The 20,435-nt window shown below is 40.1% G+C and carries 16 protein-coding genes; 9 read left to right on the forward strand and 7 right to left on the reverse strand.

Annotation, left to right across the window (positions count from 1 at the left end; all coding sequences use genetic code 11):
- Nucleotide 1 precedes the first annotated feature (1 nt).
- The 6 genes from AB5935_RS01405 to xylE all read left to right on the forward strand — a co-directional run bounded on the left by AB5935_RS01405 (nucleotide 2) and on the right by xylE (nucleotide 9,938).
- Nucleotides 2–1,057, forward strand: a complete 1,056-nt coding sequence (locus tag AB5935_RS01405) for an efflux RND transporter periplasmic adaptor subunit (protein ID WP_008653642.1) — start codon at nucleotides 2–4, stop codon at nucleotides 1,055–1,057.
- 18 nt (nucleotides 1,058–1,075) lie between these two features.
- Nucleotides 1,076–4,123, forward strand: a complete 3,048-nt coding sequence (locus tag AB5935_RS01410) for an efflux RND transporter permease subunit (protein ID WP_149940626.1) — start codon at nucleotides 1,076–1,078, stop codon at nucleotides 4,121–4,123.
- On the forward strand, nucleotides 4,123–5,415 hold the full coding sequence (locus AB5935_RS01415) for a TolC family protein (RefSeq protein ID WP_007832161.1): 1,293 nt from the start codon (nucleotides 4,123–4,125) through the stop codon (nucleotides 5,413–5,415). The genes AB5935_RS01410 and AB5935_RS01415 overlap by 1 nt, the downstream gene beginning before the upstream one ends.
- Before the next feature lie 146 nt (nucleotides 5,416–5,561).
- Nucleotides 5,562–6,749, forward strand: a complete 1,188-nt coding sequence (locus AB5935_RS01420; protein WP_087388168.1) for a BamA/TamA family outer membrane protein — start codon at nucleotides 5,562–5,564, stop codon at nucleotides 6,747–6,749.
- Nucleotides 6,736–8,442, forward strand: coding sequence for a phosphoethanolamine transferase (locus AB5935_RS01425; protein WP_132040010.1), 1,707 nt, complete (start codon nucleotides 6,736–6,738; stop codon nucleotides 8,440–8,442). Before AB5935_RS01420 ends, AB5935_RS01425 begins: the two co-directional genes overlap by 14 nt.
- A gap of 50 nt (nucleotides 8,443–8,492) precedes the next feature.
- Nucleotides 8,493–9,938, forward strand: coding sequence for a D-xylose transporter XylE (gene xylE / locus AB5935_RS01430; protein WP_007846311.1), 1,446 nt, complete (start codon nucleotides 8,493–8,495; stop codon nucleotides 9,936–9,938).
- Between the two features lie 221 nt (nucleotides 9,939–10,159).
- Here xylE and AB5935_RS01435 read toward each other — a convergent pair whose 3' ends face one another.
- The 4 genes from AB5935_RS01435 to AB5935_RS01450 all read right to left on the reverse strand — a co-directional run bounded on the left by AB5935_RS01435 (nucleotide 10,160) and on the right by AB5935_RS01450 (nucleotide 14,350).
- Entirely contained in the window at nucleotides 10,160–13,420 is a 3,261-nt protein-coding gene (locus tag AB5935_RS01435) for a S41 family peptidase (protein WP_007846313.1), read from the reverse strand.
- Nucleotides 13,421–13,449: 29 nt separating this feature from the next.
- On the reverse strand, nucleotides 13,450–13,716 hold the full coding sequence (locus AB5935_RS01440) for a hypothetical protein (protein WP_007832173.1): 267 nt from the start codon (nucleotides 13,714–13,716) through the stop codon (nucleotides 13,450–13,452).
- Between the two features lie 2 nt (nucleotides 13,717–13,718).
- Complete coding sequence (locus AB5935_RS01445; protein WP_007832180.1) at nucleotides 13,719–14,075, reverse strand: phage holin family protein; 357 nt, start codon at nucleotides 14,073–14,075, stop codon at nucleotides 13,719–13,721.
- Nucleotides 14,076–14,152: 77 nt separating this feature from the next.
- Entirely contained in the window at nucleotides 14,153–14,350 is a 198-nt protein-coding gene (locus tag AB5935_RS01450; RefSeq protein ID WP_005847090.1) for a YtxH domain-containing protein, read from the reverse strand.
- A gap of 211 nt (nucleotides 14,351–14,561) precedes the next feature.
- Between AB5935_RS01450 and AB5935_RS01455 the strand changes: the two genes are divergently transcribed.
- Both AB5935_RS01455 and AB5935_RS01460 read left to right on the forward strand, forming a co-directional pair.
- A complete protein-coding gene (locus AB5935_RS01455; protein ID WP_007832186.1) occupies nucleotides 14,562–15,059 on the forward strand; it encodes an SPOR domain-containing protein in 498 nt (165 codons plus the stop codon).
- 125 nt (nucleotides 15,060–15,184) lie between these two features.
- Nucleotides 15,185–16,144: a PCMD domain-containing protein gene (locus AB5935_RS01460; RefSeq protein WP_007832188.1), complete on the forward strand. Its 960-nt coding sequence runs from the start codon at nucleotides 15,185–15,187 to the stop codon at nucleotides 16,142–16,144.
- A gap of 381 nt (nucleotides 16,145–16,525) precedes the next feature.
- Here the strand turns inward: AB5935_RS01460 and AB5935_RS01465 are convergent, their stop codons facing one another.
- The 3 genes from AB5935_RS01465 to AB5935_RS01475 are packed head-to-tail and all read right to left on the reverse strand — an operon-like array spanning nucleotide 16,526 to nucleotide 19,794.
- Nucleotides 16,526–17,599, reverse strand: a complete 1,074-nt coding sequence (locus tag AB5935_RS01465) for an OmpA family protein (protein WP_007853831.1) — start codon at nucleotides 17,597–17,599, stop codon at nucleotides 16,526–16,528.
- Between the two features lie 55 nt (nucleotides 17,600–17,654).
- Entirely contained in the window at nucleotides 17,655–18,545 is an 891-nt protein-coding gene (locus AB5935_RS01470) for a DUF3869 domain-containing protein (protein ID WP_368327315.1), read from the reverse strand.
- 10 nt (nucleotides 18,546–18,555) lie between these two features.
- On the reverse strand, nucleotides 18,556–19,794 hold the full coding sequence (locus AB5935_RS01475; protein ID WP_008671996.1) for a hypothetical protein: 1,239 nt from the start codon (nucleotides 19,792–19,794) through the stop codon (nucleotides 18,556–18,558).
- 205 nt (nucleotides 19,795–19,999) lie between these two features.
- On the opposite strand from AB5935_RS01475, the gene ruvX reads away from it, so the two are divergent.
- Nucleotides 20,000–20,419 (forward strand): Holliday junction resolvase RuvX, encoded by a 420-nt coding sequence (ruvX, locus tag AB5935_RS01480; RefSeq protein ID WP_007832198.1) that lies wholly within the window; start codon nucleotides 20,000–20,002, stop codon nucleotides 20,417–20,419.
- Nucleotides 20,420–20,435: the final 16 nt, after the last annotated feature.

Below are 20,435 nucleotides of genomic sequence, written 5' to 3' on the forward strand. Positions count from 1 at the left end.
TATGAAAGGTAAAAATTTGTCTATCATGGCAATGATTGCAGCAGTGTTCTGTTCTTGCGGACAGCAACCTGCACAAGAACGCGGTCCCCGTCCCGTGAAATTGGCGGAAGTGACCTCGTTAAGCAGGATCGAAAAATCGTATTCAGGTGTTGTGTCGCCTGATCAGTTCAGTGACTTGGCCTTTAAAATGTCCGGTCCGCTGGTAGCAATGAATGTACTCGAAGGACAGCGGGTAAAGAAAGGACAGGTAGTGGCCGAAATTGATCCGACAGATTACAAATTGGATTATGACGCTAAGAGGGCTTCATTTCAAAAGGCGGCATCACAGATGCAACGCGCGGAGAAACTATTGGCTAAGAACGCCATTTCCATGCAAGAATTTGAAACGACCCAAGCTTCGTATACCAATGCCAAATCGGCATTTGAAGATGCGCAAAACACATTGAATGACACAAAGCTACGCGCTCCATTTGATGGTTTCATCCAAAAAAAATACGTTGAAAACTATCAGCGTGTACAACCAGGACAAGGAGTAGTGTGTTTGATTAATCCGGCTAAATTGCAAGTGGAGTTCACTATCCCCGAAACGAATATTTCTTATGTAACTTCTCCTTCTACTATTTACGTAGAATTTGATGCCTATAAAGGAAAATTATTTCAAGCAAAAGTAAAGGAGTATGTAGAGGCTTCTCCTGATGGGGCAGGAGTTCCTGTATTCCTTTACATTGATGATCCGGAATTTGATTTGAAAAAATACAAGGTATCGGTGGGGTTCTCATGTCGTGTTATTGTCAATATTGAGAATGATGTGGTAAAAGAAGGGATTACAGTACCTTTGTCTGCTGTAGTGTTTGACAATACATTGAATAGTAAAAAAGTATTTGTTTATAATCCATCCACACAGAAAGTGGAACAACGCAAAGTCAACGATAAGGGTACTATTGTTGGACGTAATGACTTGATTGTTACCGGAGATGTGAAAGCGGGTGAACAGGTCGTTTCTGCCGGAGCCTCTTATCTTGTGGATGGCCAGCAAGTAAAAATATTAACAGAATAAAAAAGGAGAAAGCATATCATGAATATTCCAAAATATTCTTTGGAGAACCGGAAGGTTATCTATTTCTTTTTGGCTATTTTGCTGATAGGTGGAGTAATCTCCTTCTTCAAGCTGCCTAAGAAAGAAGATGCGCCTTTTGTGATAAAGACTGCGGTATTGGTTACCCAGTATCCGGGAGCGAACCCACATGAAGTGGAGAAACTGATTACGGAACCGATTGAACGCGAAATTCAGTCCATGACAGATGTATATCAGATTAAATCGGAATCTTATTTCGGACTGTCCAAGATTTCTATTGAACTTCAGCCTACGATTGATCCGGATTATATGCCTGTGAAATGGGATGAATTACGTCGTAAAGTGGCGAATATACAACCCAAATTGCCCAGTGGGGCGTCTACCATTACAGTGAATGATGACTTTGGTGATGTGTATGGCATTTATTATGCTTTGACCGCTGATGAGGGATTCTCGTATACTGATTTGCGTGACTGGGCCCAGCGTATCCGTACCCAGTTGACTCCGATTGAGGGAGTGCAGAAAGTGATGTTGTATGGGGAACAGACAGAAGTGATCAATGTCAAGATATCCACCTCCAAACTTTCGGCACTGGGCATTGATCCCACTTCAATTATGGGCATCTTGCAGAAGCAGAATATACAGGTGAATACGGGAGATATAGCGACAGAAATTTATCAGTTGCGCTTGCGTACGGAAGGAACTTATACCAGTCTGGAAGATATAGAAAATCAGTTGATTATCAGTAAGGACGGACGGGAAGTCCGTTTGGGGGATATTGCAACAGTGGAGCGTGGATACTATGATCCGCCTTCAACCTTGATGCGGGTCAATGGTAAACGTGCTATTGGTATAGGTGTGGCCAGTGGAGCAAAGGATAATGTGGTAGCTGTGGGTAAAGCAGTGGACGAAAGGTTGGCGGAAATAGAGCAATTGTTGCCTATCGGTATTGAACTTGCCTCCCTTTATCCTGAGGATAAGATTGCCGATGAGGCGAATAATGGCTTTATCCTGAATTTGATAGAATCATTGGTTATTGTTATCCTGATTATCTTTGTGGTGATGGGATCGCGTGCCGGTATGCTGATAGGTAGTTCGTTACTTTTCTCAGTAGGTGGTACTTTGCTTATTATGTTGATGTGGGGAGTAGGATTGAACCGTACTTCTTTGGCGGCATTTATTATCGCCATGGGTATGCTGGTGGATAATGCCATTGTGGTGACAGATAATGCGCAAATAGGTATCAAGCGCGGAAAATCACGTTATCAGTCATTGATAGAGGGGGCCATCAAGCCGCAGTGGGCATTGCTGGGCGCTACTTTTATTGCTATCTGCTCTTTCTTGCCTTTGTATCTGGCACCGGCATCCGTGGCTGAGATTGTGAAACCGCTATTTGTTGTATTGGCTGTGTCACTGGGATTGAGTTGGATTCTGGCTTTGTGCCAGACTACGACTTTTGGTAATTTTATTTTGAAAGAAGCTGTTCCCGGCGGTGCAATGAAAGATCCGTATGATACTAAACTCTATCATAAATTCGAGAAGTTTCTGACCTTGCTGATTAAACGCCGTTTTGTGACATTGACCACCGTCTTTGTGACTTTGGTGCTTTCTTTGGTTATTATGGCTGTTATGCCTCAGAGTTTTTTTCCGAAAATGAATAAGCCTTATTTTCGTGCTGATCTGGTATTCCCTGAGGGATTCAGTATTCATGCGGTAGATCAGGATGTGATGAAGGTGGAGGGTTATTTGAAGAATCATGAGAAAGTTAAATCATATTCGGTGACATTGGGTGGTACTCCGTTGCGTTACTATTTGGCAAGTTCTTCTTTTGGACCGAAGTCTAACTATGCTAATGTGATGGTGGAAACTAAAGACCCCGAAGATGCAGCCGAAGTAGAACAGCAGTTTTATGAGCACATGACCCAGAACTTTCCCAATATCATTACCCGTTCGGCACTTTTTGCTTTGTCTCCGGTGCCTGAAGCTGCTATTGAGATCGGTTTTATCGGTGAGAATCCCGATACATTGACCGCATTGGTTGAAAGGGCGAAGAAAATAGCCCGCCAGTGTGATATGGTGACGGATATCCGTTCTAATTGGGGAGATAAGGTGCCTGTGTGGAAACCGATGTTCTCTCAACAGAAAGGTTTACGCTTGGGAATTACCCGTCAGCAGGTTGCTAATTCATTCCGTACGGCTACCAATGGTTTGCCTTTGGGAGAATATCGTGAGGGGGATGTTTCCTTGCCTATTCTGTTGAAAGATGAGGATGTGGAAAAAATGAACTTGAATGATGTGAAAAGTGTGCCTGTATTCAGTACGAAAGGAAATTCCGTGAAAGTGGAACAGGTGATCGATAATTTTGCTTTGGGTTATGATTATAATGTAGTCCGCCGCTTTAACCGCGAGCGTTGTATGATGATGCAATGTGAACCTAGACGTGGAGCCAATACGATGGCTGCGTTTAAACAGGTGCTCACTGCCGTACAAGAGCAGATGCGGTTGCCCGAAGGGTATAAAATGAAATATTTCGGCGAGCAGGAAACACAGGATGTGAGTAACGCTGCATTGGCGAAGAATATTCCGCTGACCTTCCTGTTGATTTATGTGGTTCTGCTGTTTCTTTTCCCCAGCAACTACCGCAAGCCGGTATTGATTATGCTTATGTTGCCGCTGGTGTTTATTGGTGTGGTATGGGGATTGCTTTTGTTTGGTAAGTCATTGGACTTCTTTGCCATCCTCGGTCTGTTGGGATTGATTGGTATGAATATCAAGAACGCCATTGTGCTGGTCGATGAAATCGGACTTCAGTTGAAGGATGGAAAGGGTGCTGTGCCTGCCGTGGTCGAGGCTACCAAGACGCGTATCGTTCCGGTGACCATGGCTTCCGGAACTACTATTCTGGGTATGCTTCCATTGTTGGGCGATGCCATGTTTGCAGGTATGGCGGCTACCATTATGGGTGGTTTGTTCGTATCAACGATACTGACCATTTTTGTTCTTCCGGTAACTTATTGTATTTTCTTTAAAATCAGAGCAGACAGATAATGAAAACTAAGATGATCTATATTATAAGTATGGCTTGTATGACCGGTACACTTTCGGCTCAGACTGTCGTGGATTATTCTACCTTTGAACAAAAGGTACTGGATTATAGCCAAACCTTAAAACAGAGTGTGGCGCAACGTACAGCTATGCAGAAGGCTATGAAAGCGGCAAAAACCGCTTTCTTTCCGGCTGTTGATGCAACGGGAAGCTATCAGTATCGTATTAACAAATACGAGATGGATTTTGGCGGAATGGCTGTTCCTATGGAGCACGATTCATACAGTGCCGAAGTAGGGGTATCACAACCTATTTATGCCGGTGGCAGTATCTATCACAATTATAAGGCTTCCCAAATACAAACTCAGATGGCGGATAAGTCGGTGGATTTGACAACGGATAATATTATCTATGCCGCTGAAGCCAGTTATTGGGGAACAGCCGCACAAAAAGAAATGTATGAAACGATGTGCCAGTATGTACAGATTATTGAGCAGTTGACCAAAGTGCTGCAAGATAAGTACGATGATGGCTATATCAGCAAGACGGATCTCATTCAGATGCAGACTCGTTTGAAAGAGGCTGAATTGCAACGTTCCAGCAGCTATCAGTCTTATCAGGTCGCCTTGCAGAATATGAATGTACTGATGGGATTGGAACCGCTGGCTGAAATGGATTTGACGGATTCTATTTCTACCATATTGCCTATGCCTGCCTTTGTTGGAGCGGAAACAGCCTTGAATGTGCGTCCCGATTATGCTATCTCCCAATTGGATGTGGATTATCAGAAAAGACAGGTAAGTCTGGCTGCCGCCAAGTACAACCCTTCTCTTTCTATCGGTTTTAAAGAGACATGGGGAACACAGATGTTGAACATTTCGGGCGAAACTATGTTTAATAGTAATGTGTATGCCTCTATTAAATTGCCGATTTTCCATTGGGGAGCCCGCTTTAAATCGACGGCTGCACAGAAGGCTATTTTATTGGGCAAGCAGTATGCATTGCAAGATAAGCAAGACCAAATAAGCAAAGAAGTGGCGAAGGCGTGGACTAGTCTGACAGAGAATACCCGTCAGATAAGTATTGCCGAGGAGAACTGCAAACTGGCAGAAGAGAATTTGGATTTGAACACTTTTAGTTATACTGAAGGTAAGTTGACTATTTTGGATGTGCTTTCTGCACAGCTGACATGGATACAGGCATATACAAACCTTATCCAATCTTATTATGAGCAGAAGATTGCGTTGGCTGATTACAGAAAAGCGACCGGTATAAGGTATTTAGGACAGAAATAGGTAAATTCAGACCAGATTCTTATTATAAAAAAAGTCACAATAAAGCAGGTTTGGCTATCTTTGTATCCCAATCTGCTTTATTTGTTTTTATCAGTTTATGTTTACTGTAAAGCTTGTTTTAACAGTGGAAAAAATAACAGGTTACAATGAAGAAAATATCATTTTTGATCGTAATCTTTATATGTATGGCAGATGCGGCTTTGGCAGTCACGCAAGAGGGCGGTCTGTTTTATTTGCCTGAAGATACGACAACGCAACACAAAGACAGCACAGTACAGAAAAGGACTTTTTTCAAAAGATTTCTGGACTATTTTAATGATGCTAATAAAGATAAGAATCATAAGAAATTTGATTTTAGTATTATTGGCGGACCACATTACAGTACGGATACCAAACTGGGGCTTGGACTGGTGGCAGCGGGGCTTTATCGTGCTGATAGAAGTGACATGCTTCTTCCCCCGTCCAATGTATCTTTATTTGGAGATGTTTCCACTGTTGGCTTCTATATGTTGGGGATACGCGGAACTCATATCTTTCCGCAGGACAAATACCGGCTGGATTATACTCTTTATTTTTATTCCTTTCCTTCCAAGTTTTGGGGAATAGGGTACGATATGGGTAATGTAGATGCCAATGAATCTGATTTAGATCGCTGGCAAGCACAAATTAAAGCTAGTTTTTTGTTTCGGATAGCGGATAATTTATATATAGGTCCTATGGCATCTTATGATTATGTGCATGGTAAGAATATGGAACGCCCCGGATTACTGGAGGGAATGAACCTTACTACTGCTAATTATGGAGTGGGCCTTTCTTTGGCATATGATTCGCGCGATGTGTTGACTAATCCCCATAAGGGATATTATTTGAATATTACCCAATGTTTCCGTCCTAAGTTTTTAGGAAACGATTATGCATTCAGTACTACGGATTTGCGTACCAGTTATTATCATCCTGTATGGGAAGGAGGATTGTTGGCAGGAGAATTACGCGGTACTTTTAATTTCGGTAATCCGTCGTGGGCTATGATGGCGCTGTTGGGAAATTCGTATTCCATGCGTGGTTATTACGAAGGGCGCTATCGTGACAAGCATAAAATAGAGGGGCAGGTGGAATTGCGTCAGCATGTATGGAAACGTAATGGTGTTGTAGTTTGGATAGGGGCCGGAACTGTATTCAATAAGTTCAGTGCTTTGCGCATGGACAGAGTGTTGCCTAATTATGGAATAGGTTATCGTTGGGAGTTTAAAAAGAATGTAAATGTTCGTCTGGACTATGGATTTGGAAAAAATGGACAGTCTGGTTTTATTTTTAATATAAATGAAGCATTTTAAAGAATTTATTCAGTGGTGTTGTGAGCCACAACGATTGTTCGTTCTGTTCATCGTTGTCTTGGCCATTCCCAATGTGGCATTGTTTTTTACAGAACAACAAATGACACTTTTGGCACGTATTTGTAATGTCATTCTGCCGGTATCGGTTTATTGGTTGATTATGACATTGGGGCGTAAACCTGGAAAGACTATTTGGATCTTATTTCCGTTTGTTTTCTTTGCGGCATTCCAATTGGTATTGCTATACCTGTTCGGGCGTTCTATCATTGCAGTAGATATGTTCCTGAATCTGACAACTACTAATTCCGGGGAGGTGATGGAACTGTTGGATAATTTACTGCCGGCTGTAATTGGTGTTTTTGTTGTTTACATTCCTGCTTTGGTCTTGGGAGGTTTCTCATGGGCCCGAGGTAATCAGTTGGAATATTCTTTTATTCGTTCTCAACGTAAGTATGCCTTGGCAGGCATTGTTGCAGGAGTGTTATTGACTGTTATCTGCTATGCGACGCAACGTGATTATCAAGTAAAGATTGAAATGTATCCGGCTAATGTATGTTATAATTTAGTATTGGCTGCAGAACGTGCGGGCGAAACTGCCGGATATGCGGAAACTTCAAGGGATTTTACTTTTAATGCCAGTGCCGCACATGATGAAGACAGCCGGGAAGTTTATGTCTTGGTGATAGGGGAAACGGCCCGTGCCTGTAATTTCGGACTTTATGGTTATGAAAGGAATACCACTCCATTACTTGATAAAATGGAGGGGTTGGTAACTTTCACGGATGTGCTTACCCAGTCTAATACTACTCATAAAAGTGTGCCTATGTTGCTTTCGGCAGCTTCGGCTGAGGATTATGACTGTCTTTATAGACAGAAAGGAATCATTACCGCTTTCAAGGAGGCAGGATTTCATACAGCCTTTTTTTCGAACCAGCTTCCTAACCATTCTTTTATTGATTTTTTGGGGATGGAGGCAGATGATTGGAAGTTTATCAAGAAAGACACTCCGAAAGGAGCCAATATTTCGGATGACGAACTATTGTTTCTAGTAGAAGAGGAGCTAAAGGCAGGTCATCAAAAATTATTTATCGTGCTGCATGCCTATGGATCACATTTTAATTATAAAGAACGTTATCCCGAATCCATGTCTGTCTTTAAACCGGATAATCTGACAGACGCCAAATATGAGAATAAAGAGTATTTGATGAATGCATACGATAACACTATCCGTTATACAGATGGTTTTCTGGCTTCTTTGATCACTTTATTGCAGAAAATGAACTCTTTTTCGGCTATGCTTTATACTTCGGATCATGGAGAGGATATTTTTGATGATAATCGAAAATTATTTTTACATGCATCCCCGGTCCCGTCTTATTATCAACTGCATGTACCATTTTTAATTTGGTTGTCCAAAGCATATAGAGAAGAGAATGTGGAAGTACATGAAGCTATATTGCAGAACCGTGAAAAACCGGTAGCAGGAAATGCTTCTGTGTTTCATACCATGCTGAATTTGGCAGGGATACAGACACCTTATAGGGCAGATAGCCTATCGGTAGCAAATAGACAATATCTCATTCGTCCGCGTTATTATCTTAATGATCATAATCTTCCTAAGTCATTGGATAAGATAGGATTAAAAAAGGAAGACATAGAACAGTTCAGACGAAATAATCTTGTTTATCCTTGATGTGAAAAAGATTTAAAATGGTTGGAGAATTATAATAGAATTACGTATTAATGATTAATTTCGCACAGCTTTGTTATTGTATTTATTACGAAAACTATTATAATTCTTTTATTATGAAAAACAAGAAAAACAATTTCTATCTGATGGGAGTGGTGTTTATAGCCATTCTCGGCGGTTTACTTTTCGGTTATGATACAGCTGTTATTTCGGGAGCGGAGCAGGCTCTGCAAAAACATTTGGGATTAGATGCTTTCTGGCATGGCGTGACTGCTTCCAGTGCATTGATAGGTTGTGTCATTGGTAGTGCTTTTTCCGGTTATTTTGCTTCGGGGTTAGGACGTCGTAATTCGTTGCGTCTGGCTGCTTTATTGTTCTTTCTGTCTGCTTTAGGCTCTTATTATCCCGAATTTTTATTTTTCTCTAAAGGAGATACTTCGTTTGCATTGATCCTTGCTTTTAACTTTTATCGTATCATCGGGGGGATCGGTGTAGGACTTGCCTCTGCTGTTTGTCCGATGTACATTGCCGAAATTGCTCCTTCCGAAATTCGTGGTAAATTGGTTTCTTGTAATCAGTTTGCTATTATTTTTGGCATGTTGGTAGTCTATTTTGTGAATTATATGATTAAAGATGGTATGCCGGATGAAGTGCTTGTTTCCGATGGTTGGAGATATATGTTTGGTTCAGAAGCGGTTCCGGCTGCATTATTTGGCATTTTATTGTTTTTGGTTCCTGAAACTCCGCGCTATTTGGCTATGACCCATCAGGATGATAAAGCGTTTTCTGTACTTGAAAAAGTAAATGGAACAGATAAGGCTAAAACTATTTTGTCTGAAATAAAGGCTGTGACTTCCGAGAAAACAGAGAAACTGCTTACATACGGGTTGACAGTTATTGTAGTCGGTATCTTGCTTTCTGTATTTCAGCAAGCTATCGGTATTAATGCTGTGCTTTATTATGCACCGCGTATTTTTGAGAAAATCGGTGGCGGTGGTGATGGTATGATGCAGACTGTGGTAATGGGGGTAGTTAATATTCTCTTTACATTGGTTGCTATCTTTACCGTAGAGAAGATGGGACGTAAACCCTTGTTGATTGTTGGTTCTATTGGTATGGCTGTAGGTGCATTCTGTGTTGCATTTTGTGATGAGTTTCAGGTGGGAGGTATTCTTCCTGTTCTTTCCATCATTGTTTATGCTGCATTTTTTATGATGTCATGGGGACCTATCTGCTGGGTGTTGATTGCAGAGATATTTCCGAATACTATCCGCGGCAAGGCAGTGGCTATCGCTGTAGCTTTCCAATGGATATTCAATTATCTGGTCTCTTCCACTTTTCCTGCCATGTATGAATTCAGTCCGGTGTTTGCCTATGGGCTTTATGGCGTGATTTGTGTGCTTGCAGCGCTGTTTGTATGGAAGATGGTTCCTGAAACAAAAGGAAAGACTTTGGAAGATATGACTCGTCTTTGGAAAAAAAGAGCGAAGGAGGCTTGAGAATCTTTCTTCTGATCAAGAACTATTTCATATTGTTTCCTTTTGATAATATCGTCCGACGGATATAAAGCGTATGTCTTATATTCATCGGATGATCGCTTTATAAAGGTTGGATGAGCCATCTTTGTCTTGGACGGATGTGAATAGAGCAAGAAAAAAGACAGGCATGCGAAAATATTTTCGCATCTGTCTTTTTTCTTTTTTATCAGGATGGGATTGTTTTATTTCTTTTCCCCTATTGTTTTCAGCATTTCTTGTACGGCTGCTTCCAACTGCTGGTCTTCACCTGCCAATGCCTTTTCTGGAGTATTATAAACTTCAATGTCTGGAGAAAGTTGGTGATTTTCTGCATATTGTCCACGCATATCCATGCAACCCACCTGAGGAATACCGAACACAATGCTCGGATCGATTTGGTTTTCCCACCATACGGCAGTCATTGTGCCCGGAACCGGTGCGCCAATCAGTTTGCCTATCTTTAATTCCTTGTAAACCCATGGGAAGCCATGTGCGTTACTGTAATTGTCCTCGCATACCAATACGCAGGATGGCTTGAGCCATTTATTGAATGGGTCGCTGCCTATGTATTGTCCGCGTGGAACGAAACGCTGATATTCCTTGCCGCTTAATAAAGTGGCCAAGTCATCATGTAGCCAGCCGCCTCCATTGTGGCGTGTGTCTACAATAATAGCTTCTTTGTTGCGGCAGCGTCCCAATACTTCACTATATACTTCGCGGAAACTTTGACTGTCCATACCTTTTACGTGTACATAGCCTATGCGGCCTTCGGATAATTTATCGACTATATTGCGGCAACGTTCTACCCAACGTTTATACAGCAAGTTACTTTGTTCGCCCGTGCTGATAGCTTTGATGGTGATATCAAAACGTTTGCCGGTAGCCGGATTATATATGGCCAGTAACACTTTTCTTCCGGCTTTGCCTTCCAGTAGCGGGAAGTAGTCTTGTCCTTTTACGATAGGTTTGCCGTCAATTTTCTCGATGATGCAACCAGGAGTAACATCCGTTTTTTTCACGGCAAATGGACCTTTTGCTAATATTTCTTTAATTTTTAGCCCGTCACCATCATAAGTTTCGTCATAGAATGCTCCTAGGGTCGCTGTGGATAGTGTAGGACCGTTTGAGTAGTAACGTGCTCCGGTGTGTGAACCGTTTAACTCACCCAGCATTTCACTCAGCATTTCCTGAAAATCATAATTGTTATTGATGTATGGAAGAAAGCGTGCGTATGCTTTGTGATAGCCTTTCCAATCTACTCCGTGCAGATCTTTTACATAGAATTTATCTTCTACTTGTTGCCATACATGATCGAAAATATATTCGCGTTCACCATAGGGTTGGTAGTCGAAGAAAGCTTCGAATTCTACAGGTTTGGTTTCACCACTGCTGACAGTAACTTTCTTGATACCACCTTGGCTGCAAAGGAACAGATTCTCGCCTTTCTTATCAGGAAGCAGGGCTCCGCCACCGACTTTTTTCATGACGATTTTAGTCTTGTTTTCTTTAAGATCGTGTTCCCATAAATCATATCCGCTTTCGAAGGCTGCTTGATAATATAGTTTGTCACCCTTCGGAGTTAATACAGCATCTCCCAATCGTGAAGAATTTACAGTTAGACGAATCACACGGTCACGGCTGTTTTCAAGGTCGAAAACCAGTGGTTTTACTTCCTTCTTGTCATCTTCTTTCTTGGAGTCTTTCTTTTTATCTTTTTTATTATCAGCCTTCTTTTTCTCTTCACTCTTCTCTTTGTCTTTCTTTTCTGATTCCTCCAGCAAAGCAAGTTCTTCCTTGCTCATTCTGAAACGGTCGTATGCGTCCAAGTCGAAGAACATGATGTAGATATCCGCTTCAGCGCCCCAGCTTCCGTGGCTGCGGAATCCTGCGCGGTCACTTTCCCAAATCATGGCTTTTCCATCCAATACCCATTTGGCATTGCCGTCACTGTATCCACTTTCGGTCAGATTATGAATTTCTCCGTTGCCAGATGCGTTGACCAGTGCAACATCCTTGTTATTCCATCCGCCAATACCTATGTAGTTGGTAAGAATCCATTTGCTGTCCGGACTCCATTGATACCATTGGTCACCGTCGCTGTATGAATATTCATAGTTGCCATCCATGACGGTTCGTACAGCTTTTGATTTCAGATTCAGAACACGGATGGTAGTACGGTTTTCAAGAAAGGCTACTTCTTTGCCGTCAGGACTGTATTGAGGTTGGAATGAAGTGATATCCGAATTGGTCAGTCTTTCCTCTTTGATATCGGTTGCGTAAGCGAACTGTTTTTCTTCCTTTTTAGCTAGACTGGTTTGATAAATCTGCCATAATCCGTTTCTTTCGGAAGCGTAAACAATACTTCTTCCGTCCGGAGAAAAGTGAATATCGCGTTCCTGTTGCGGAGTATTGGTGATTTGTTTGGTGGTGCTGTATTCTGTTGATGTGACATATACATCTCCGCGTAGTACAAAAGCAATTTCTTTTGCATCGGGTGAAAGGGATATTTCTGTTGCTCCGCTACGCTTAATCTGGCGGATGAGATCTTTGTCGTTCTTGTCGGTGACAATGGAAATCTGAACTTTTTGCGGAATGGCACCTTCTTTTACCGTGTAGATTTCGCCATCATATCCATAGCATAATGTTCCATTGGAGGCGGCACTCAGGAAGCGTACCGGATGTTTGGTATGGTTGGTGATTTGTTTGGATGTATTACCGTCAATATCACGTTTGAAAATATTAAATGAGCCTTTTTCCTCACTTAAATAATAGAATGATTTATCATCTGAAGCCCAAACGGGAGTGCGGTCCTCACCATTGAAAGTAGTTTGTTTGCGAAAGGTACGGTTTCCATTCAGAGAACACAGCCAAATATCGCGGGTAATGGATGAAGTGTGATGTTTACGCCAAGGATCTTCATATCCTTTTTTGTCATGGTAGAGCAAAGTATTACCTGTGTGATTGATACTGATATCTTCCATCGGCATGGAAGAGAAGAGGGCAGGGCGTCCTCCTTCGGTATTAACTTCATATACTTGTTGGAATTGTCCGGAGGGGAATTGTGCGTCTTCTACAGTTGGCATTATATTGGCTAGAAACAGAATGTGTCCGGCGTCTTTATAAGCCACCGGTGTTTCATTACCCGAATGGGTGGTTAATCTTTTGGGGATACCTCCTTCCTTGTTTACCTCAAAAATATCCATACTTCCCATGCGGTCTGATGCGAAAGCAATTTTTTTTCCGTCAGGACTCCAGATAGGTTTGGTGTCGTGGGCAGGGTTGGTTGTAATCTGACTGGCCCTGCCTCCTGTAGAGGGTACTGTGTAGATGTCACCTTTATAGGTGAATGCGATGGTGGTTCCATCCGGAGAAATGGCACAATAACGCATCCATAATGGATTGTCCTGTGCATACGTGGAAATTGACAACAAAATTGCTGCCACACCTAGTAGCTGTCTTTTCATGTGGATAAAATGTTGTGGTTAATACTAAGTTATTTCTTCTTTTTCAGGAAATATCCTCTGATTCTTTGCATGATCTTGATACCGGTCCGTACTCCGTCATAAACGGCGATTCCTGTATTGATATGTTGCATAATGCCTTCTACGCCTCCTTTTTGTTCTACAGGCGCAAAAAGTTCATGTATGGTTTGTACCATTTCTTTTTTAGCTTGCTGTACTTCTTCCAACTTCTCAGCTTTTCGTTGTGCTATCACTTCCAAAGTGATGATGGGCGTTTTATTAGGAGTATTCTCTTTCATAATCAGTTGTCATTTAAAAGCAGGTTGGCAAGGAAATTTACCATAGGCTGGACAATCAGCCGTTTGCGGAATAAAACGATTAACAGAATCAGCAGAATAATGCATCCGGTAATGATTCCATAGCTAGCCATAAGCCCGCCTACATGAGGTTCGAGTACATAGGCCAATGTAAATGACAAGTAGAAAAGTGCGATAATACCTAATATCAATAATATAAAGACAAGGATGAGGGTTGATATCAGTATAGTAAGTTTTTCTACTAAATGTAATTTTACATAATCCTTTTGTAACTCTGCGTACTTTTTAAGCTCTGCCAGAAGTTGTTGCAGATTATCTATATTTTTATCGTTTGCAAACATGCGTGGAGTTTTGATTTAAAAATTATTGTCATTCCGGATCCAAGTCCGGAATGACAATACACTTTTGTGGGCGTTGCTTATTCTTTTACCTCGGCTGCAATTTCATCGACCAGATTTTCCATATCTGTGCGACTTAATTTGATACCTCTTTTACGTAAAGCATCAGCAATTTTGCTACGAGTGTCTTCTCCGCTTTCAGGAGCAAATAAAATACCTGCTGCTGCACCAACTACGGCTCCGCCTAGGAATGCAGCTAAAATACTTAATCCTTTCATAGTTTTTTTGTTTTTTGTACTTTACAAATCTAACAAATAAAACTGAATGTTGTTGTTTATTTTGTCTATTTTTGAATAGAAATTGGAGATTCTTCTCTGATTAACTAAATTTAACTCCATTCTTGATGTGAAAGCTGTTGATATATTGCTACTTTTGCACCAATATAATGGAATTAAACTAGAGTATTAATTTATAAAAGATTGAGTAATCATGAAAAAATTAGTTGTGTTGGGTATGGGATTGTGCGTAGCCTTGGCATTTTCCTCATGTAAATCTAGCGAAAGTGCTTACAAGAAGGCTTATGAAAAAGCAAAACAACAGGAATTGGCTGAAGCTCCTGCTGATCAGGTAGAAGCAACTCCGGTTGAAGCTGCTCCGGTAGTATCTGCCCCTGTGACAACTGCTCCTGTTGCCGGTCCGGTTCGCGAAGAGAAAGTAGAATTGGTTTCAGGTGACGGCTTAAAAGCATATAGCGTAGTATGTGGTAGCTTTGGTGTGAAAGCGAATGCAGAAGGTTTGAAACAATATTTGGATGGTCAAGGTTATAATGCCAAAGTGGTTTATAATGCTGAAAGAAATATGTATCGCGTTATAGCATCTTCATATGATGACCGTGCGCAGGCTACTCAGGCAAAGGAGGAGTTTAAGGCAAAATATCCTAACCGTGACGATTTCCAGAAGGCATGGTTACTATATAGAGTATATTAATGACTTCTTTTTGGTAAATTAAGAAGAAAATATAGTCTATTTTTCTTTATTAAAAGTGGCAACTGTGAAGTTGCCGCTTTTTTTTATAGCTTTGTCGGTTCTAAACAACAATAAAAACTAAGGGTATGAAATATTATGGCAGATTATCGGTCATTGCTCTTTTGGCTATAGCACCGCTGTATGGCTTTGCCCAGGAAAAGGTGGTGCCTATAAAATACGGAGATATGGATCAGTGGATAATCCGTAAGGTTCATGAGTCCGGTGTTATAGGCGGCAATACCAAACTTCTTTATGAGATAGGTCCTACAAAGGAAATAGATGGTAACAAACCTTATAAAAATATGGGAGGGTCTCCTTGGGGAACCTCTAATGTGATGGCTAAGGTAGTGGGCATTGTTAAAACAAATAATTCTGTTTATAGAGACAAACGGGACAATGGATATTGTGCTCGCCTGGAAACGCATATAGAGAGCGTCAAAGTATTGGGGATGGTGAATATTACTGTATTGGCAGCCGGATCCATTTATTTAGGTGATATGCTGGAGCCTATAACAGGAACTAAGAATGCTGAGAAGAACATGAACTGGGGAGTTCCTTTTACTCAACGTCCCAAAGCTGTCCGTTATGATTATAAGGTAAAGATGTCTGGTGAGAAAGATCGTATCCGGTTGACAGGTTTCAGCAAGAAAGGTCAGGTGGCAGGGCAGGATTGTGCGATAACTGTTTTCTTTTTGCAAAAACGTATGGAGGACGCTGAAGGAAATATTACGGCGAAGAGGGTAGGAACTATGGTGATGAAATATGATAAGGATTCGGATGGTTGGGTAAATGGTGCTACTTATGAAGTGCTGTATGGTGATATAACCAAGCATCCGTCTTATAATCATGAAACAATGGGGTTGAGAGAGAGGGATTATACTAGAAATAGTAAGGGAGAAAGTGTCTTGATTAAAGAAATAGGATGGGCGGAGGCCAATGAAAATCCTACGCACATGATACTGCAATTTTCGTCCAGTCATGGGGGGGCTTTTATCGGTTCTCCTGGAAATACACTTTGGGTTGACAATGTGAAGCTGGTCTATTGAGGATAGTAAATGCTTTTGTTTGTATAATGTTGCTTATATATTAGTCTGTGTCACTATACGATAGAATATTTTAAAATCGTCTTGAGCTTTTTTAAAAACAACAGGATGTATTTAAAAAAGCTCTTGTTCTTTTCTAAATACGTCCTGTTGTTTTTATGTATCAGTTTTTTGCTTGTATAGCCCGATATCTTGTTACAAGATTCGGTAAATACTACCTCAAGTTTCCAGAATTGTATAGCCAAGATCTGTAGATTCTTGTTATATGATTTATTTGCTGTTGCTGCTTATGTGATCAAAAAAGCAGTTGAAGAAAAAGAGGGAGCATCGTTTGTTACGATACTCCCTTCTTTAATCTATCAGAGTTTTATCAGGTATCAATGATTATTTTACTTCCAAGATAACTACGCGGTTCAAATAGTTCTTACCAAACATGTTATCTGTTCCACCCATAGCAACTTTTTCAAGCTGGCTTTCTTTTACGCCTTCTGCAACCAATGCATCGTAAACAGCCTGAGCACGTTTTTCAGACAAAGTCTGGTTGAATGAAGCAGATCCTGTAGCTTTATCAGCGAAACCTGCAATTTTGTACTTAGCGTTAGGATTAGCTTTGATTGCTTTAGCCATTAACTGTACATTAACCATACCTTCCGGACTGATCTTTGCTTTACCGATCTTGAAGAAGATAGCAACTTCTGCAGCGCTAGGAACTTCTTTAATCACTTCCTTAACTACTTCTTTCGGAACTTCGCGGATCACTTCCTTGATCACTTCTTTTTCTACTACACGGTCTTCAACTTTAGCAAACTTCTTGCCACCAAAGATGTAGCTGACACCAGCTGTCAACATACCTGTTCCTTCAGCTTTACGGTGGCTACTGATATTACCAAAGATAGAAGGAGCGATGGCGCCACGAGCTTCAACATCGATAGCCCAATATTTGTTAATGTTGAACTTCAAGCCTACACCGGCGGATGCACCAATACGTGCTCTTGCTTTGCTTTCACCTTCGGGAACCATTGTTCCATCATTCTTGATTGTTACGTTCTGTGACTTAGCTACGGAAAGCATAGGACCAGCAAAACCATATACTTCAAAAAAACGGCTAGGATTAGCACCTGCAAACAGAGTTGACAAGTTTACCATAGCGTCAATGTTAGCTCCTACGTAGTTCTTGTTGTGTTCGTAGTAACTGTTATCCAAACACAAGTGTTGTGTGATACCATTTACCTGACCACGTATCCCCCATGTGGGAGTAATTAACTTACCCAAAGAGATGCTGAAGTGAGGAGCTAGCTTATTGAAACCATCGTTTTCAATAGCGTGGATACCTCCACCTACACTGACAAAAATATTGTCACTCCATTTCGGAGTATAATAATTAGTATCTTGTGCCATAACCGTAGTTGCACAAGCTCCTGCCAACAAAAGTGACAGTGTTAAGAATTTATATTTCATTTTTATTATATTTTTTGGTGAATAACTGAACAAATAACCGATAGATGATTAATTATTATCTTCCACCTGCACCACCACCACCTGCGTTGCCGTTATCTCCATGACCGTGTCCGTGACCGTGATCAATAGATTCTGTAGTAGGTTCTGGAACAAATGTACCTACTTTTTCAATGATAACGCTAGGTATAGAATATGCTTTTCCGTCAACTGTTGTAGTAATAGTACAAGTTGTAGTTGTTGAAGTTGCTTTGGGAGATACAGTAAATATGCTTAATGCAGGAATAGAATAAGAACGTTCTATTGTTGTATTTTGAATTCCCGAATTATATGAATTCACTAAAGCGTTTAATACTTTGTTGACTTCAGCTGAAGACATATTTCTAGCAGAAGGAGCTATTGATTCAATATAGTTTTTCACTTCGTCTATATTCGTAATACGTTGTCCTGCTTTAACAGTGAGGCTCAAGTTTTTATCTATAGCTTTTTCCTCAGTGTTGGTGTAAGAAGTTACTTTCAAAGGTTCATCTACAATGATGGTAGTTTCAGGATCTTCTGTTATGACAGGATCTTTGGCAGCAGACAAATATGATTGCAAATAAATATTAGCAGGAATATAAGCATACTGTCCTTTAGCTAAAGCAGGAATAGAAACTGTTACTGAACCTGAAAAATAACCTTCTTTAGAAGCTTCATATGTTTTGGTTGTTGCAGCAATAGTACCATCAGAAGCGGCTGTAATAGTTTCAGTCTTTGATAAATCACTAATAATATTACCAGTAGCTAAATCATAAACAGTTACAACAACAGTTGCACTTGCATTAGGAAGTTCTACCGGTTCTACATTAAATTCTTCTTTTTCGCAGCTTGTAAACACTACTGTTGTTAAAGCCACTGCAGCTAATGCTAATTTAGCACCAATACCGCTCAAAAAACTTTTCTTTTTCATCTCAATAAAATTAAAAATTTAATAATTCTGATTTAATAAAATATGGATTAAAACTATTTTGTTGCATTATATTGTCACTTGCATTACTATATGGCATTTTATAATAATATTTTTCATTTCCTGCATTATATGTTATACCCGTACCCAATGAGGTAGAAACCCTTGGTATATATTTATGTCTTTTATATTTATAAGGTGGTAATGCGACGATGAATTTAAACCCTCCATTACTATTAGCATGTTCTGCTTTTACAGCGTAGAAACCTATACTGGCATAGCGGAAGTGTCTGATCATTTCAAATCTTACCCCTTTTTCTTTTAATAAATATTGTTCAGCTCTCAATTTAAACTGTGTATTATACCTTGGCCAATAAAAGTTTCCCCCTACAGACCAATAAGTAGTGTATTTATCATTATAGCGAAATTTAAAACCATGCCAATATCCGAATCCAACATAGCCAATTCTTCCTTCCAAAGAAAAACGTTCGTCTTTAAACGGATAAAACAAATTTAAATCTGCACCATATGTATTATAATCAAACATACCAATAGTTACTGTACTTTGTATATTATATGGTAATCTAAATTTTTGTGCTAATGTCAAATATCCTGGATGAATTTTTCCGGCTGTTTCTCCATATCCATCATTGTATACAGGAAATACAATCTGTCCGGTAAATTTCATTCCTGGCCAAAGCGACACCTCTACCGCCGGGCTAAACTCTAATAAAGCCTGATATATCTGTGTAATGATATAGTTCTTAAAGTATAGCTGCGGATATACCAATATATCTACTTTAAACAGCGAACTGTTCTTTTTCTTTTCTTTCTTCACCTTGTCCCAACTGTCACCTATATCATAACTGACTTTCCAATCTTCACCACTTACCACTGTTGTGTCACCGGCAAGAGGCTGATAGGTCAGTGAGACCTGAGGTATATTATAGTTGGTAACAATCAACTTACAAGATTTATCCTTGGGTAATCCCATTGACTGTATGATATCTACAGCCTTTCTAATACCCAACGCTTGAATTTTGTAAGCACTGTTTTCAACCACATAAACTCTTTCTTCAGGAGTATCTGTCCATCTTACATTTTCAAATCCCATTTTTACAAGACTATCTGTTGTTAATTCTCCTGTTGATTGACTGAAACTTTTTAATGGAATCATAACAAGCAACAATATAGCTATACAATACAACAAACATCTATATAAAACTCCTTTTGAAGAGCTCTTATTTTTCATTTTATAACAAATACTTGTTTCAATTTAACATTATGCGACCCTTACGTTAAGCCACATATTCGGTGCAAAAATAAGTACTATTTTTTAAATAGCAAATAAAATTAAACGAAATGAATCGTTTCTTTTGAAAAAACAGTTGAAAAAGCATATTTTAATCTTTATATATAAAATAGGTATGGAATAAATTTGTATTTTTGCAAACTATATGAGTAGAATATTAGCGATAGATTACGGTAAAAAGCGCACAGGTGTGGCTGTGACGGATGTTTTGCAAATTATTGCAAACGGGTTAACGACTGTCCCTACACACCAACTACTGGACTTTATTCTGAAATATGTGGAAAAAGAGCCTGTGGAACGCATCATTGTAGGGCATCCCAAGCAAATGAATAATCAAGAGTCGGAAAATATGCGTAATATTGTCCCTTTTGTCAATCAACTAAGGAAAAAATTACCGGATATACCGATAGAGTTTGTTGACGAGCGATTTACGTCCGTATTGGCCCACCAAGCCATGTTGGATGGAGGTTTGAAGAAAAAAGATAGGCAGAATAAAGCTTTAGTTGATGAAATCAGTGCTACGATAATCTTACAGTCCTATTTGGAGTCGAAGAAATATATTTAATAAATAAAAACAGATT

Source organism: Phocaeicola sp. RTP21198st1_B8_RTP21198_201120, from assembly GCF_040929485.1.
GTDB classification, from domain to species: Bacteria; Bacteroidota; Bacteroidia; order Bacteroidales; family Bacteroidaceae; genus Phocaeicola; species Phocaeicola dorei.